The 14868-nt window shown below is 38.6% G+C and carries 15 protein-coding genes; 6 read left to right on the forward strand and 9 right to left on the reverse strand.

Translation table 11 applies throughout. The features are described from left to right. Positions 1-15 precede the first annotated feature (15 nt). The gene (locus NYP54_RS02535) at positions 16-1584 is read left to right on the forward strand and encodes an ATP-binding protein (protein WP_283157033.1); all 1569 of its coding nucleotides are present in this window, start codon (positions 16-18) and stop codon (positions 1582-1584) included. 167 nt (positions 1585-1751) lie between these two features. Here NYP54_RS02535 and NYP54_RS02540 read toward each other — a convergent pair whose 3' ends face one another. Further along, the gene (locus NYP54_RS02540; protein WP_283156153.1) at positions 1752-3116 is read right to left on the reverse strand and encodes a transposase; all 1365 of its coding nucleotides are present in this window, start codon (positions 3114-3116) and stop codon (positions 1752-1754) included. A 206-nt stretch (positions 3117-3322) separates the two neighbouring features. Here NYP54_RS02540 and NYP54_RS02545 point away from each other — a divergent pair, with 206 nt between their 5' ends. Further along, entirely contained in the window at positions 3323-3496 is a 174-nt protein-coding gene (locus tag NYP54_RS02545; RefSeq protein WP_283157034.1) for a hypothetical protein, read from the forward strand. Here the strand turns inward: NYP54_RS02545 and NYP54_RS02550 are convergent. After that, the gene (locus NYP54_RS02550) at positions 3493-4902 is read right to left on the reverse strand and encodes an IS66 family transposase (RefSeq protein ID WP_283155771.1); all 1410 of its coding nucleotides are present in this window, start codon (positions 4900-4902) and stop codon (positions 3493-3495) included. The two genes, NYP54_RS02545 and NYP54_RS02550, sit on opposite strands and share 4 nt — an antisense overlap. A 29-nt stretch (positions 4903-4931) precedes the next feature. Between NYP54_RS02550 and NYP54_RS02555 the strand changes: the two genes are divergently transcribed. Further along, positions 4932-5885: an IS982 family transposase gene (locus tag NYP54_RS02555; protein ID WP_283157035.1), complete on the forward strand. Its 954-nt coding sequence runs from the start codon at positions 4932-4934 to the stop codon at positions 5883-5885. 5 nt (positions 5886-5890) lie between these two features. Continuing rightward, positions 5891-6436 carry a hypothetical protein gene (locus NYP54_RS02560; protein ID WP_283157036.1) on the forward strand — a complete coding sequence of 182 codons (546 nt, stop codon included), beginning with the start codon at positions 5891-5893 and terminating at the stop codon, positions 6434-6436. Here NYP54_RS02560 and NYP54_RS02565 read toward each other — a convergent pair. The 7 genes from NYP54_RS02565 to NYP54_RS02595 all read right to left on the reverse strand — a co-directional run bounded on the left by NYP54_RS02565 (position 6433) and on the right by NYP54_RS02595 (position 13717). Continuing rightward, positions 6433-6612 carry a hypothetical protein gene (locus NYP54_RS02565; protein ID WP_283157037.1) on the reverse strand — a complete coding sequence of 60 codons (180 nt, stop codon included), beginning with the start codon at positions 6610-6612 and terminating at the stop codon, positions 6433-6435. The genes NYP54_RS02560 and NYP54_RS02565 overlap by 4 nt on opposite strands. Positions 6613-6661: 49 nt before the next feature. Beyond that, positions 6662-7657 (reverse strand): dipeptide ABC transporter ATP-binding protein, encoded by a 996-nt coding sequence (locus NYP54_RS02570; RefSeq protein WP_283157038.1) that lies wholly within the window; start codon positions 7655-7657, stop codon positions 6662-6664. After that, a complete protein-coding gene (locus NYP54_RS02575) occupies positions 7647-8639 on the reverse strand; it encodes an oligopeptide/dipeptide ABC transporter ATP-binding protein (RefSeq protein ID WP_283157039.1) in 993 nt (330 codons plus the stop codon). The genes NYP54_RS02570 and NYP54_RS02575 overlap by 11 nt, the downstream gene beginning before the upstream one ends. Before the next feature lie 8 nt (positions 8640-8647). Further along, positions 8648-9583, reverse strand: coding sequence for an ABC transporter permease (locus NYP54_RS02580; RefSeq protein WP_283157040.1), 936 nt, complete (start codon positions 9581-9583; stop codon positions 8648-8650). Between the two features lie 13 nt (positions 9584-9596). Next, positions 9597-10535, reverse strand: coding sequence for an ABC transporter permease subunit (locus NYP54_RS02585; RefSeq protein ID WP_283157041.1), 939 nt, complete (start codon positions 10533-10535; stop codon positions 9597-9599). Positions 10536-10651: 116 nt separating this feature from the next. Next, complete coding sequence (locus tag NYP54_RS02590; protein ID WP_283157042.1) at positions 10652-12301, reverse strand: peptide ABC transporter substrate-binding protein; 1650 nt, start codon at positions 12299-12301, stop codon at positions 10652-10654. Between the two features lie 153 nt (positions 12302-12454). Next, on the reverse strand, positions 12455-13717 hold the full coding sequence (locus NYP54_RS02595; RefSeq protein ID WP_283157043.1) for an MFS transporter: 1263 nt from the start codon (positions 13715-13717) through the stop codon (positions 12455-12457). 153 nt (positions 13718-13870) lie between these two features. On the opposite strand from NYP54_RS02595, the gene trmB reads away from it, so the two are divergent. Both trmB and NYP54_RS02605 read left to right on the forward strand, forming a co-directional pair. Further along, complete coding sequence (gene trmB / locus NYP54_RS02600) at positions 13871-14557, forward strand: tRNA (guanosine(46)-N7)-methyltransferase TrmB (protein ID WP_283157044.1); 687 nt, start codon at positions 13871-13873, stop codon at positions 14555-14557. Positions 14558-14638: 81 nt separating this feature from the next. After that, positions 14639-14866, forward strand: coding sequence for a hypothetical protein (locus NYP54_RS02605; RefSeq protein WP_283157045.1), 228 nt, complete (start codon positions 14639-14641; stop codon positions 14864-14866). The last annotated feature ends 2 nt before the right edge of the window (positions 14867-14868 follow it).

Here is a 14868-nt window from a genome sequence, read left to right on the forward strand (position 1 = left end):
TGAGTTAGTGTTGTGATGCATATGAAAAACTTGCCGATTGGTTATTCGAGCCTGTCTGAGATGATAAATGGCAATACTTTTTATGTTGATAAAACCCGTCATATTTATGAGATTGCGGCAAAGGGTAAGTATTATTTTTTATCACGTCCACGCCGTTTTGGCAAAAGCTTAACTATTGATACGTTAAAGCAATTATTTTTGGGTGAAAAGTCACTTTTTAAAGGCTTGTACATCGAAGATAAATGGGATTTTGATGAGACTTTTCCTGTGATTCATTTTAGCTTTGGGCGCTCTAAATCGGTGTTTTCAGAGGAGTCGTTGCTGCAATGGATTTTACGTGAGCTATCAGATACTGCCAAACACTATGGGATTGAGTTAGATACCAGTAAGCATTATGACCTGCAGTTTGATCAATTGATTAAATCGTTATTTGAAAAAACAAACAAGCGCGTCGTGCTCTTGGTCGATGAATATGACAAGCCAATTTTAGATGTGATCACTCAATCAGATGAAGCCTTGCGTAATCGTGAGATTTTAAAGGGTCTTTACAGCGTGATCAAAGACAATGATGCATGTTTGCGCTTTGTGTTTTTAACTGGCGTTTCTAAGTTTTCCAAGGTGAGTTTATTTAGTGGTTTAAATAACTTGGAAGATATTTCTTTTCGTGCACCATTTGCTGACTTATGTGGTTATACGCAAGATGAGCTAGAGAGCACATTTACAGAATATTTAAAGGATATTGACCTTGTTAAACTCAAAACATGGTACAACGGTTATAACTTTGATGGGACTGAAGCACAAAAAGTTTATAACCCATTTGATATTTTATTGTTCTTTAGCAATGGTTCACGCTATCAAAGCTACTGGTTTGAAACGGGCACACCGAGTTTTTTAGTTAAGCTGATTAGTCAGCGTCGCGACATAATTCCTGATTTGGAGAACTATAAGGCAACACCTGATGCGTTAAATAGCATTGATGTCAATAATACGCCAATTGCTGCATTGATGCTGCAAAGTGGTTATTTGACGATTAAAGAGCAATTTTATTTTGGTCAAGATCTTTGGTATCGCTTAGGCTATCCTAATTTTGAAGTTAAAACGGCTTTGAATAGACAGCTGACTAAGATTGGCATTACCCAAGAAGATGCAACCATGAATCAACTTGCGATTAACAATGCGCTTTTGACAGATAACTGGCAACAGTTTGAAAAAGCAATAGCGAGTTTTTACAGTAGTATTCCCTATGATTATTATGTCAATACACCATTAAACCGCTATGAGGGTTATTATTGCTCGATTATTTATAGTTACTTCGCTGCACTTGGCTATGATGTTAGGCTCGAAGATCACAACTCTGAAGGCCGTATTGATATGTCGATTGTCATTCCTCATAAGAAGGTGATTGTTTTTGAGTTTAAGGTCAGTCATGGCGAGAACTTAGCAGCCAAGGCAGTACAGCAAATTGTTAGCAAAAATTATGCATCAAAGTTTACCCATCTAGAGGTGCCCATTTATCAAGTAGGCATATCATTTGATCACAATAAGCGCACTATTAATGGCTTTGAAGTGCTTGAGAAAAAATAAGCTTAGTCGAGTTGCAAACTAGCAGTTAAGAGCCATATAAAGTTGGATGTAACATCTATAAGGTGTCTAAATATCTGATTTGTAATCAAATTATGCATTTATTATGAATCGGCTATATATTTCTAAAGACTGTTTCTAATTAGTTATCTGAACTTTCCCAAGTTTTGTTAAGCGGCAAGCCCAATAATCATTTGAATCCATGAATTTCTATGATTTTTTAGCTCAGATTCACCATTTTGACAAACCCTGAGTTTATTCTGACGCTTTATCAACAACTTTCGTGCCGCAGAAAAGGTGTATTGCGGCTTAGTGCCATTATGTGTTAGCTCATTGACTGCATCACTTGGAAGATGCATGACAGCGATCCAAATAATCGTAATGGCAAGCATGCACATATTCAAGTGGTTTATCACCGAATGCTCCAATCTTACTTGGGCTTTTTGGCTGCCGATGTCATGTTTGAGCTCTTTGAAACCAGACTCGATCTTCCACCGTGCGCTATAGTACTCCAATATCTGCGTTACGCTTAAGCTTAAGTCTGTTGTTGCTAAAGCAACGAAGTGATTTTTGTAATAGGCAAAGACAACTTTTATCGGGCATTTAAAAGCTTTAGACATGAAGTTTTTCTCGTAGACAAGCATGTCACGCTTTTTACCATAAACAAAGCTTGTGACTTTTTGGGCTTTAGCTTTATATTCATTTGCCAAATCCCTAACAGAACCTGCTTTGGCACCATATTTTGCAGGACGCCCACATGTTTTACCTTCGATAACCTCAGGAAAACCGTATAAAACACTGTTTTTGCGTAACATGGTGAGGATATGGACTCGATTACCTAGTTGATCTTTTAACGGGTTGTACAATTTACCATTACCAAACCATGAATCAGTCACAATAAGAATGGGGGATTTTGTCCAGGTGCTAAGCTTAAGAATCATTTGGCAGGCCAGTGTAATTTTACTGTTAAAACACTCAGCCGCTGCTTTGTTGCTAGAGTGATAAAATCGCGTCAACAATGGCAAAAATGCCCAACGGGTATGAATGAACTTTAAGAGCCCCAGTTGAACAAAGCACTGTGACCAAGGGTATTTACTTTGATTGTGCTTGGCTGCATGATCAAAGAAATGCTCACAACCAAATATTTCCTTACCGCTTTTAGGCGTGGTAGAGTCATCTAAGGCTATGATAAGGCGTCCATCAGTCAATGGTAATGGAATCAGTTTGAATATAGCTTTCCAAATCACATCCCAGTTAAAGCATTTACTTGCCATAAAGCGATAAAAGCGTGTTCTGCTAAGTGAGTAACCTATTATCTGAACGAGTTTACGATAAATTTGACTACTGATACCAGAACCGATAGGTATAATCATTGCTAAAATCACTGCACTAAAAAGCCGTCCTTTTTGAGTGCTTCTTTTAAAAAGTGCTTGCAAGTGATTAAGTAAAGGTTGTAAGGTATCCATCGATGAGTTGCTCCTGTTTTTTAGCAACCCTAAGATATAGGGATAAACTTTGGTCTGCAGCTCATCCATAGCAAATTCTTACAAAATTCGGGAAAGTTCAGTTAGTTATTTATTCGCTATTTTATTATCGCCTGCGCTCGTAGGTCTATACCCGGAGTCGGGTGTGGAAATTTAATATGTACGTAGTAACCTGAGTTCGGAATTAAAATCCTTGATTTAAAAGGGTTTTATGGTGTTAAAATAAGTAATTCTTATGGTAATTTCTCAAGATCAACATGATAGAACTACTTATTTCAACATTTTGCCGCATAGACGACTTTTGCATTATCTATGAAAAGCAACTTAAACTCAAACAAATTGGCATGGATAGAAACAGAAAATATGGCAAAGCGCAACAGTTAGCAGTGAGTGAAATTATGACAATTCGTAACTACCCAGCAGCTTGTTAATTGAACTGTGGAACTTTGCCATTAAAGACATCCGCAATGGTATCAATAATCTTCCAACCCTGTTTGCGTGCAGTTGATAATAATGTGCGAATACGCACAAACTTTTGAGCGCCAGTTTCACTACGAAAGCAGCCTGATACCTTTTGTTTTACCTTCATCATACGCAAGTCATTCTCAGCCTGGTTATTAGTAAAAGGCACTTCTGAATCATAGATAAATCTAAGCACGTCATTCTTGTAATCACGCAATCGTAATAATAAGTTGTGCCCCGTTCGTCGCTTTTTTCTACCTCGTTTACCAGTGCTTCCTAAAGGCATCAAAATTTCATGGTATTTAAGACCATCCGCTACAATCCGATCATAAATTTTGCTGATTAAAACTTGCTTATTAGGCAATAGTACTGATTGATCAGATATATTCACCAAATGACAGCTTTTCCTCAGTAATCTCATCATACGTTTTGCCCAAATTTCGCCATCTTCAGCTAAAGATCTTAACTCACGCAAGTGATGAGCATTGCATAATGCATGACTTATACCTTCAAGGGTAAAATAGGATTTCCAATGATCATGAACCACGATACCTGTTAGACCAGTCAGTAGAGATTTACGCTTAGGACTCACGTGATAATAAGTATAGTTAGCATTTGAGCAAACATGTAACCATTGGGTTTTTGAGCATATGCGATAACCAGTTTCATCTAAATGTTTAACTGGAGCATTTTTAAGCTGATCAAGAACCATTTGCTCGAATTCAATCAATTGATCAGCACATGTTTGACTAAACTCTGCAATACTGGCTTTTGCCACACTAACACCAAATAAATCTTCTAACAACTGCTGAATGCGTTGCTCAGGAATAAAGTGTTGATTTTGCAAATACGTTGTATAGCTTTTTAGCTTATTACCATACTGCACTGGCGCATTAATACCTTCTGGAAAACTTGCCGTCGTATATTTCTGACAGTTCGGACAACACTTTTTCTCATGACAATATTCAATCACCTTAAGCTTTGGCATTTCAGGTAGATCATGTAACTGGCGTCTTACATAGCCTTGTGCTTTTGTGTCACTTAAATCGCTCTGGCAATGATCGCAACTCGTTACAGATTTAGTCACGACTTCATCTGGTTTAGCTTGCCAAAGATTGCTACCATTATGATCTTTTTGACCACCTGATTTCTTCTTGGTAGCCTTGGATTTAAGTTTACCTTTTTCGCTGACACTGTTATTTTTGTTAGGACGTGACAAACCATCGCTTGAAGGCGGTTTTGAGCTGTTACGACTATTCTTGGAAAGCCGCTTCTTAAGTTGCTCAATCTCCTCTTTTAATCGAGCATTTTCACGCTCAAGCGTGTCGATTCTAGCCAATAGCTCTTGAATCATTTTTTCTAGTTTCATATCCATCGATCAAATTACGCCATATTTATTTGCAAATGAAAACATCAAATCTGGAAAAATTGCCAAAAATTACTGTTTATCAAAATCTAACCTGCTGGGTAGTTACGACAATTCTTATTATGTTTCAGATAACTCAATATCGCAATTTCAAAACATATTACAACGAGTTTATCAAAGTTTATTGGCATGAATATTTTCCTCAAGCGCCATCGTATAATCGCTTTGTAGAGCTGATGAGTCAAGCGATTTTACCGTTGTCTTACTTTTTAACTTATCATCAAGGTGAGCGCACTGGTATTTATTATGTTGATGCAACAAAACTGCCAGTTTGTCATAACTTACGCGAGAAAAATCATAAGGTTTTTGAGGGACTAGCAGGTAAAAGCAAAACGAGTACAGGTTGGTTTTTTGGGCTGAAATTGCATCTTGTGGTTAATAATCTTTGTGAGCTTGTTAGCATTCGAGTCACTCGTGGCAACACTGATGATAGGACGCCATTGTTGGATATGTGTAAGGAACTTCAAGGGATGATTTTTGGCGATCGTGGTTATGTATCCAAAGCCAAAGCAGAATGCCTTGCAGAGCAAGGGCTTAAATTGATTACTACGCTCAAAAAGAATATGAAAAAGCTATTTAGGACTCCACAGGAAAAGCAATTGTTACGGCATAGAGGTATGATTGAAACTCTATTTGATCATTTGAAAAATAGTTTAATGTTGTGGCATACAAGGCATCGCTCACCTGTAAATGCATGCACACATTTGATGGCGGTCGCATTAGAATACGAAGTAAAAAGCGAGGTCCAAAGACAGCTAAGAAACGTAATAGATTTAAAGGGCAGTGGCGAGAAGTTAAGTTGTTTGTTATTTACGTGGTTGATGAGGGAGGTAATAAGATTAAGAAGGAGTTACCGATTATTGATGGCATCATCGGTAGTCGTCAGAAGGTTTTTAATTTACTCAAAAATTACTTGGCGGGACTTGATTTAAACACAGTGAGTAATCTTGTTTTTGTTGCTGACGGAGCCCCTTGGATTTGGAAGCGTATTAATCAACTTCTTGAAACGATGACATTAAGATCTGACATCAAGGTATATCAGGTTCTTGACTATTATCATGCGATGGAGCATTTAAATGCTTTAGCTAAGCAACTTTATAAAAGTAAACGTGATCAGAGTAAATGGGTAAAGTCGTGCAAGGAGCTTTTGCATGCCGGTAAAGTTGATGAGTTTATTGCAAAAATCAAGCGGGATAGTAAGCATAAAAAAGGGAAACTAGTTAAGTCAGAGAAAGGTTACTTTATTAATAACGCCGATCGTTTAATCTATAAAACATGCAAGGATAATGGTTTGCCTCAAGGCAGTGGCGCTATTGAGAGCGGCGTCAGAAGGGTTGTTAATCTCAAAATGAAAGGCAACTCCATTTATTGGAAAGAGGACAGCGCTAATGATATGTTATTCATACGGTCTTTTTACAAGGCTGGGCGATGGGAAGATATTGAAAGAATGGCTTATGCAGGCGGGTTAGCAATGGCTTCCTAAAATACCCACAAATTGCGAATGCGCCCCACCCCAGTGCCCACCCCAACAATCAAGGTGCCTTTACCTTTTGGTGCACTATCTGAGCTTGCAGCTTGCGTGTTGCCACTTCCGCCACCACAGCCTGACAATGCAGCCAATGTTAAACCTAATACCAATACTTTTTTTGATCCCTTCATATCGCTTTTTGCACTCCTTATTTTGTTTTAGCTTCTTAAGTTTTATTGTTTAATGTTTAACCTGTAATTTTATACATGCCGCTTTGCGCTCATCTGACAACGCATATAACTGCGGCTTGTCTTTGGCACACGCTTCATCCGCCAGTGGGCAACGTGTACGAAACACGCACCCCGATGGTGGATTAATCGGTGAGGGTAAATCTCCCTCCAAAATCTGAATTTTTTTAGCACGTTCAAGTACTGGATCTGGCAATGGCACCGCTGATAATAACGCTTTGGTATAAGGATGTGTTGGGTGATCACATAATGCTTTTGACTCACCAACTTCCATTAAGTTACCCAAATACATCACCATAATGCGATCTGAAATATGCTTAACCACACTTAAGTTATGTGCAATAAATAAAATCGTCAAGCCTAGTGTTTGTTGCAGCTCTTTTAATAAATTTACTACTTGCGCTTGAATCGATACATCCAGCGCACTAACTGGCTCATCACATACCAAAATCGATGGCTTTAATATCAGCGCGCGCGCAATACCTACACGCTGACACTGCCCACCTGAGAATTGATGAGGGTAACGATTAATATGTTTTGGCGATAAGCCCACCATACGCATCATTTGTTCAACACGTGTACGCCGCTCTTCTTTGGATAGCTTAGGCTCATGCACTTTTAATGGTTCAGCAATAATATTACCAATAGTAATACGTGGATTAAGGGAGGCAAATGGATCTTGGAAAATCATTTGAATCTCTTTTCTCACCGGCTGCCATGACTTTTTATGTTTCAATGCCGTTAAGTCTTTGCCTGCCCATACCACTTTACCCTCAGTTGCATTAACTAAACCAACCACCGCACGAATCAATGTTGATTTACCACAACCTGACTCACCCACGATACCTAAGGTTTCACCCTTTTTGACATCAAATGACACACCATCTACCGCTTTGACAAAGCGTGTTTCTTGCCAAGGCCATGATTTTTTCAATGGAAAATAAACCTTTAAGTTCTCTATATTTAAAACCGTTTCACTATTCAGCATGAGTTGTTGCCTCCATTTGTTGTTTGGCATAAAAGCATGCAACTAAATGCGCTTTACCTGATGAGTAATTTTCAAGCTTTGGTTTATGACTTAAACAGTTTTGTAAGGCAAAATCACAGCGCGGTTGAAATGCACAACCTTGTGGTAAATTGGATAAATCAGGCGGTTCTCCTGGAATTGCCTGTAAGCGTGCGCTTGGGATATCAACGCGCGGTGTTGCTGCCATTAAACCTTTGGTATATGGGTGATGATGATGTTTAAACAAATCATCGATACCTGCTGACTCAACTGGCGAGCCACCATACATTACCATTACGCGATCACATGCACCGGCAACAACACCAATATCATGGGTAATTAAAATCGTCGCCATATGAAATTCATTTTGCAACTCTTTTAATAGTTTCAAAATCTGCGCTTGCACCGTCACATCTAATGCGGTTGTCGGTTCATCAGCAATTAATAGTTTCGGGCGACACATCAGCGCCATTGCAATCATCACCCGTTGACGCATGCCACCCGAGAACTCATGCGGGTAAAGCTTTACTCGATTCTTAGCATCGGGAATATGTACGGCATCAAGCATCTCTATGGTCCTCTTGGCTGCTTCAGCTTTTGAGCAATTGCGATGAATCATCAATGTCTCTGATAATTGCTTTTCAACCGTAATATAAGGATTCAGCGAGGTCATCGGATCTTGGAAAATCATTGAAATTTGATCACCACGGATTTTATTTAATGTATTCGTTGGCATACCAACCAACTCTTTGCCATCAAACTTAGCAGAGCCCGAGATCACTGCATTAGACGCTGATAAGCCCATTAATGCCAATACGGTTTGGCTTTTGCCAGAGCCTGACTCGCCAACAATCCCTAAGGTTTCACCTTGATCTAAACTAAAGTTAATTTTATTAACCGCGCTAACCAATCCATCATTGGTTTTAAATTTTACTTCTAAATCTTTTACTTCTAATAGTGACATATTTCCTCCTAGCGATGCTCGCGCGGATCAAGCGCATCTCGTAAACCATTACCGACGAAATTAAAGCATAGTAAGGTGACCGTTAAGAAAATCGATGGAATGACCAATACCCACCAATAATTAAAGGCAATCACTTGCACGCCATCACTAATCAGTCCACCCCAATCAGTCATTGGTGGTTGAACACCCAGACCTAAAAAGCTTAAGAATGCTGCCGTCATAATCACAACCGGCACAGTTAACGTAATATAAACAGCAATGATCCCAATAAGGTTTCTGACAATATGACGCGTGATAATCACTCTTTCACTGACACCACAAACATAAGCCGCTTCGATAAACTCTTTGCTTTTTAGACCTAAAGTCTGCCCACGCACGACACGCGCCATATCCAGCCAACTGACCGCACCAATGGCAATAAAAACCAATACAAAATTTCTACCAAATAATGTCACCAATAAAATGGCAAAAAACATAAAAGGTAAGCCATAAAGCACATCGACAATACGCATTAAGATATTATCGATTTTGCCACCAAAAAACCCAGCAGTAGCGCCAACTAGTGTGCCAATAATCACACTAACCAGTGTCGCTACCAAGCCAATTTCAAGAGTCACGCGCCCACCAACCATCACTCGTGTAAAGACATCACGTCCTAAACTATCCGTGCCAAACCAGTGAATTGCACTAGGTGCTTGATAGACTTCGAGTAGATTTTGATACGCATAGGTATATGGTGAAAACCATGGTAACACCACAACTGCTAAGACAATCAGCAGCAATATTACTAAACTGATCATCGCAATTTTATTTTTCTTAAAACGCATCCAAGCGTCATAATATAAGCTTCGTCCTTTAAAGGCTTGCTCATGTGAGGTGTTTGCAACTTCTTCTAGAAAATTTGCGTTCTTCTTTTTTTGTTCAATTGTAAAACTTTTTGCCATTTTTCAGCTCTCTCTAATAACGAATTTTTGGATCTAAAAAGGCATAAACAATATCAACGACCAAGTTAAATAAGATCACTAATAAGCTATAGATAATCGTTAATGCTAAGACTAAATTGTAATCACGGTTTGTTGCCCCTTGTACTACTTGCACTCCAATACCAGGAATGGTGAATACGGTTTCAACGACCACTGATCCTGTTAAAATACCAGCCACTGCCGGACCTAAGAATGACACTACAGGCATTAATGATGGCTTTAAAGCATGTTTCCATACAATGCGCGGCATCGAAAGCCCTTTGGCTTTTGCCGTACGAATAAATGGCGAGCTTAAGATCTCAATCAAACTACTTCTTGTGATTTGCGTGATAATCGCAATATAAGGGATTGCTAAGACAATAACCGGTAAAACCAAGTCATTCCAACTCCCCCAGCCACCTGCTGGGAATATACCTAAAATTACCGCAAAAATAAGTACCGCTAAGGGGGCTGTCACCACAATTGGTGTTGAAATAAAAAGCATCGCAATCACACCAATAATATGATCGACAAAGCCTAGTTTTGTATTACGCGTTAAAGCAGAGAATATGCCAAAGATAATGCCAAAAATACTTGCCAAAATAATACTAAATATACCCAACTGCACCGACACCCAGAAACCACCTTGCCCGCCATCAGGGAAAACCAACTGATTAATAGATTGTCCTTGGTATTTATAGGAGTAACCCAAATTACCATGCAGCAAATCATTGATATAGTAGAAAAACTGCTTCCACAAAGGCAAATCTAAATGATACTGATGGTGCAACTGCTTCAAGACCTCAGGTGGCAAAGCACGCTCTGTTGCGAATGGATCGCCTGGCGTCATATGCACCATCAAAAAACTAATAAGCACCACTACAAATAACGTGGGGATGGCACCACCTAAACGTCGAATAATATAACCAAACATTATCTCTCCCTTGTTGTTTTAACGCATCTTTCAAACAAATAAACGCGCATTTCCTATGCGGCTATCGTATGTATTTTAAATAATTAACACAATAGCGTCACAAAGTATTTATAGGCTTATGCTTGATATTTAAACGATAGCCACTTGTCATATAAATGATCTAAATGATTGTTTTGAATCTCATAACCTACGACATAAGGTTTCACAAGGTGAACCACCGGCTGCACAATAAGTGGTGTGCTTGGGTAATCATTTTGCATAATATCTAATGCTTTTGTGTAATACGGGATAGCGGCATCTGCTGTTAATTGCTTTTGTCCTTGTGTAATCAATTTGTCATATTCAGCATTGCAGTATCCGGCGTTATTTTGTGGATTAGTGCACATCCACATATTAGCAAAGTTATCGATGGTATCAAAGTCAGCCACCCAACCATCGCGGGCAACACCTTCATAGCTATGTGATTGACGCAGCTTCAAAAATACTTTGAATTCAGAATTTGCCAAATTAACTTTAACACCCAAATTCTGTGCCCACATTTGACTAATCGCTTCCATAAGCTTCTTTAAACGTCCGTCGGTATTATAATCCAATGAGACAACTAATGGATTATCTGCTGAATACCCTGCCTTTTTGTATAATTCTTTTGCCAAATCTATACGCTTTTCTTGTGACCAATCATGCCATGCATAGGTAACATTTTTATAACGTCCGCCATCAATATCTGCCGGAAATAAACTATAGGCTGGCACACTACCATCATTAACCACATTTTTGGCTAAAGCCACACGATCAATGGCTAAAGACAGAGCTTCGCGTAAATCTTTATTATCCTTAAAAGGAGGATTTGTCATATTGAAATCTAGATAATCCAGCGTAAGCCATGGAGTACTTTGTAGCTCGGTACCATAGCGCTTTTTAAGCACATCCAAACTTACTGTTGGTACGTACTGCACATAATCAACTTGACCTGATGCATAGGCATTTAATGCAGAACTGCGATCAACAATAGGTAGAAACTTCACATTTTGAATTTTAACGTGCTCGGCATCCCAGTAATAAGGGTTTTTAGTCACAAGCACATAACCATTAGGCACCCATTCTTTTAACTCATAGGGACCATTACTTATAAGCTTACCTGCTTGGAAAAATCCTTTACCATATTGCTCAACACCCGCTTTATAAACTGGATAAGTCACAGGATCTGCCATAATACTTAGGAAATAATAGACAGGATAATCAAGTGTTATTTCAATTTCATGCGCATTAATTACTTTAACGCCTAAGCTAGATACTGGCTTTTTGCCATCCATGATTGCTTGGGCATTTTGAATTGGTGCAAGCTTATACGCCATCTCTGATGCAGTTTGTGGATTAACCGCGCGCTTTAATGCATAAGCAAAGTCTTCTGCCGTAACTGGTTTGCCATTCGACCATTTGGCATTATCCCGCAAATCAAACGTATAAACCAAACCATCCTTAGATACTGTATATGATTTAGCAACACCAGGAATAGGCTGATTTTTTTGATTCTCAGACATCAAGCCTTCACCAATATCGTACATGATATTGGATGAATAAACATCTTGAGCATGCGCTGGATCTAGCGAATCAGGTTCAGCTGCATTTGCACGCACTAAAGTATCTTTACCTTTGGGTGCAAACTGATCTGATGATTTATTTGACGTTTGTGAGTTACTGCCACCACAGCCTGCAATAAAAAGCGCTGACAATAATAATGAGGGTATTAATTTACTCTGTTTCATATTTCCTCCCCAGGAATAAAGTTCACTACCGACGAAATTAAGTTATAACTTTTAAACGAAGATGTCACGCAAAATATATAAGATTTTGTAAAATTATTACCCAAGCCTTAAGTAAGATCAAAACACAGTCAACTATTTGTTTAAGTATCCTTTTTAAGGATTACTAACAACTTGATGATTCTTGACAAAAATAATCAAAAGCACAAGCAAACATAGACTAGCAAACCCCATCGACCAAGCTGTATTAATTGTCATAAAAACACCGCCTAATACGCCTGACACACCCCAACCAAAGCCCTTGGCAAGCGTGTATAAAAAGCCTGAAATAAACCCCTGATAGCGGATCTCAACCGCATTGCTAAAGCCAACAACCAATAATGAAAAAACCACCATATCGCCAAATGCCATAAAAAAACTTACAACATAGACCAGCAACTGGTTATCCGTTGGATATAATGCTAATAACATTGCCCCTAAAGCACCAACTAACATTGCTAAGATCGCAGTAATAAACAACGTCTGATAACTTAAAAAACGCTGCAGAATCGGTAAAAGAATTAAAGCGGATATCATCAAAGACAAGCCAATAAAACTAACCAATATTCCAATTTGGGCAACGTTAAAGCCAAGCTTGAGTTTAGCAATTGGTTGAATAAACTGAAAATACATGCCCCAAGCTAACTGATCTAACAATAAAAGCACGATCAAAATAGCTATTTTTTTCTGCTTTACTAATCGCCATAGCGTCTGCATAAGGGGTATATTTTTCTGTACTTTTTCTTGCTGATAATAGCGCTCTGGTTTATAACACCACCAAAGAGTAAATATCAAAATAATGGAAATCACTGCAATAACATAATACGGCGATATATAACTCTCACATTGCGCCATAATCACACTACCGACAAATGGACCAATAACAAAAGCAAGCCCCGTAAAAAATTGTAGTAGCCCAACCCATAACAGTTTACGTTTATCGTTATGTGCCGCACTTGAAATACTGGCAATCACCACTGGAAACATACCATATAAAAGCTGTCCTAATAGATAACCTATGATAAATAACACCATCATATGTAGGTAGGTTGAAAATATGGCACTGATTCCAGTAATTGTCACTGCTAGCATCGATATCACCGCAACTTTTTTGCGTCCAATATAATCCGAGATAAGGCCCCACAACACATTGGCAATAATCCCTGCTATTTGTCCAGTTAGTAAAAATAGACCATAGTAGATGCCTGCTTGCTGTTGAGAGCCAATGCTTAACCAAAAAGGTGATTTTTCATCAAAAAACAACTGAACATAACTAGGGTTAATCAGCGCAAATAATACTTCTGTTGAAAATATCAATAAATAAGCTTGAAAGAAAAAGCGATATGATATGCTTTGAGTTGATTGAGATACCTGTCGCATCGGATCAAGTTCCTTGGTCTTTGTCATAAAGAGGTGCTATTTAACCTTGCCCCATTACTATAGTCAACACAAGATCTAAACTTTAAGCTTGTGCTTTTTAAGTTAGCGCTTTACCATAGCGCTTTTTAGACTGACCATTTTTATCAAGACAAAATGAGCGATAACAACACACCTCCTATGCGCACTATCAAAAGCTTTGTTAAGCGTGCCGGCAGAACAACCGTGCGTCAACAACGTGCATTAGATAATTATGTCGACCTTTATCAAATTCCTTACACAGTTGAGGAAACCAATTTTGATATATACTACAAAACGCCTCAAGCGCTCGTTGTTGAAATTGGTTTTGGGATGGGAAATAGCCTAGTCACCATGGCAAAAGAAGCGCCTCAAACGAACTTCCTAGGCATCGAAGTTCATGAACCTGGTATTGGTAATATCTTAGATCATATCCATGAGAACGCATTAGGCAACCTACGCGTAATGCAGCATGATGCCGTTGAAGTCTTTAAACACATGATTAAAGATAATACATTACAAGGTGTGCAAATATTTTTCCCTGATCCATGGCATAAAAAGCGTCATCACAAACGCCGTTTGGTTAATCCTGAGTTCATTGAACTTATTCTACAAAAGCTTGAACCTGCGGGTTTTATTCATTTTGCCACAGATTGGCAGAATTATGCTGACGAAGTGCTCGAATTATTTACCGAGAATAGCCAGCTTAATAATCCGCACAACGATTTTGCACCACGCCCAGCGCATCGACCATTGACCAAGTTTGAAGCACGCGGTCAACGCCTAGATCACGGCGTGTGGGATATTATCGTTTACAAACAATAACTATTCCGCTGTAAAACCTAGTATTCACCACTCTTTTTGCATATAGTTTGATCTATTGAAAAAATAAAGCTTATTGAAACTATGAAAAAATTACACCCTTTACAGCTGATATTCTTAATTGCCGTTGCAGCACTGCTATTGCCACTTTTTCTTTTCTTAGGCGTATGCTTTGTTATTTATGGCTTAATTGTTAAAAAACGCATTAAGGATATGCTTAACAAGGCAAGCCAAAATACAAATGAAGAGTTAAATAACAATACTCATAGTTATAGAAATACAAGCAACGGGCGTGTTATTGATCATGAATAAGT

The sequence above is a fragment of the Cysteiniphilum sp. QT6929 genome, from assembly GCF_030035755.1.
Classification (GTDB): Bacteria; Pseudomonadota; Gammaproteobacteria; order Francisellales; family Francisellaceae; genus Caedibacter; species Caedibacter litoralis.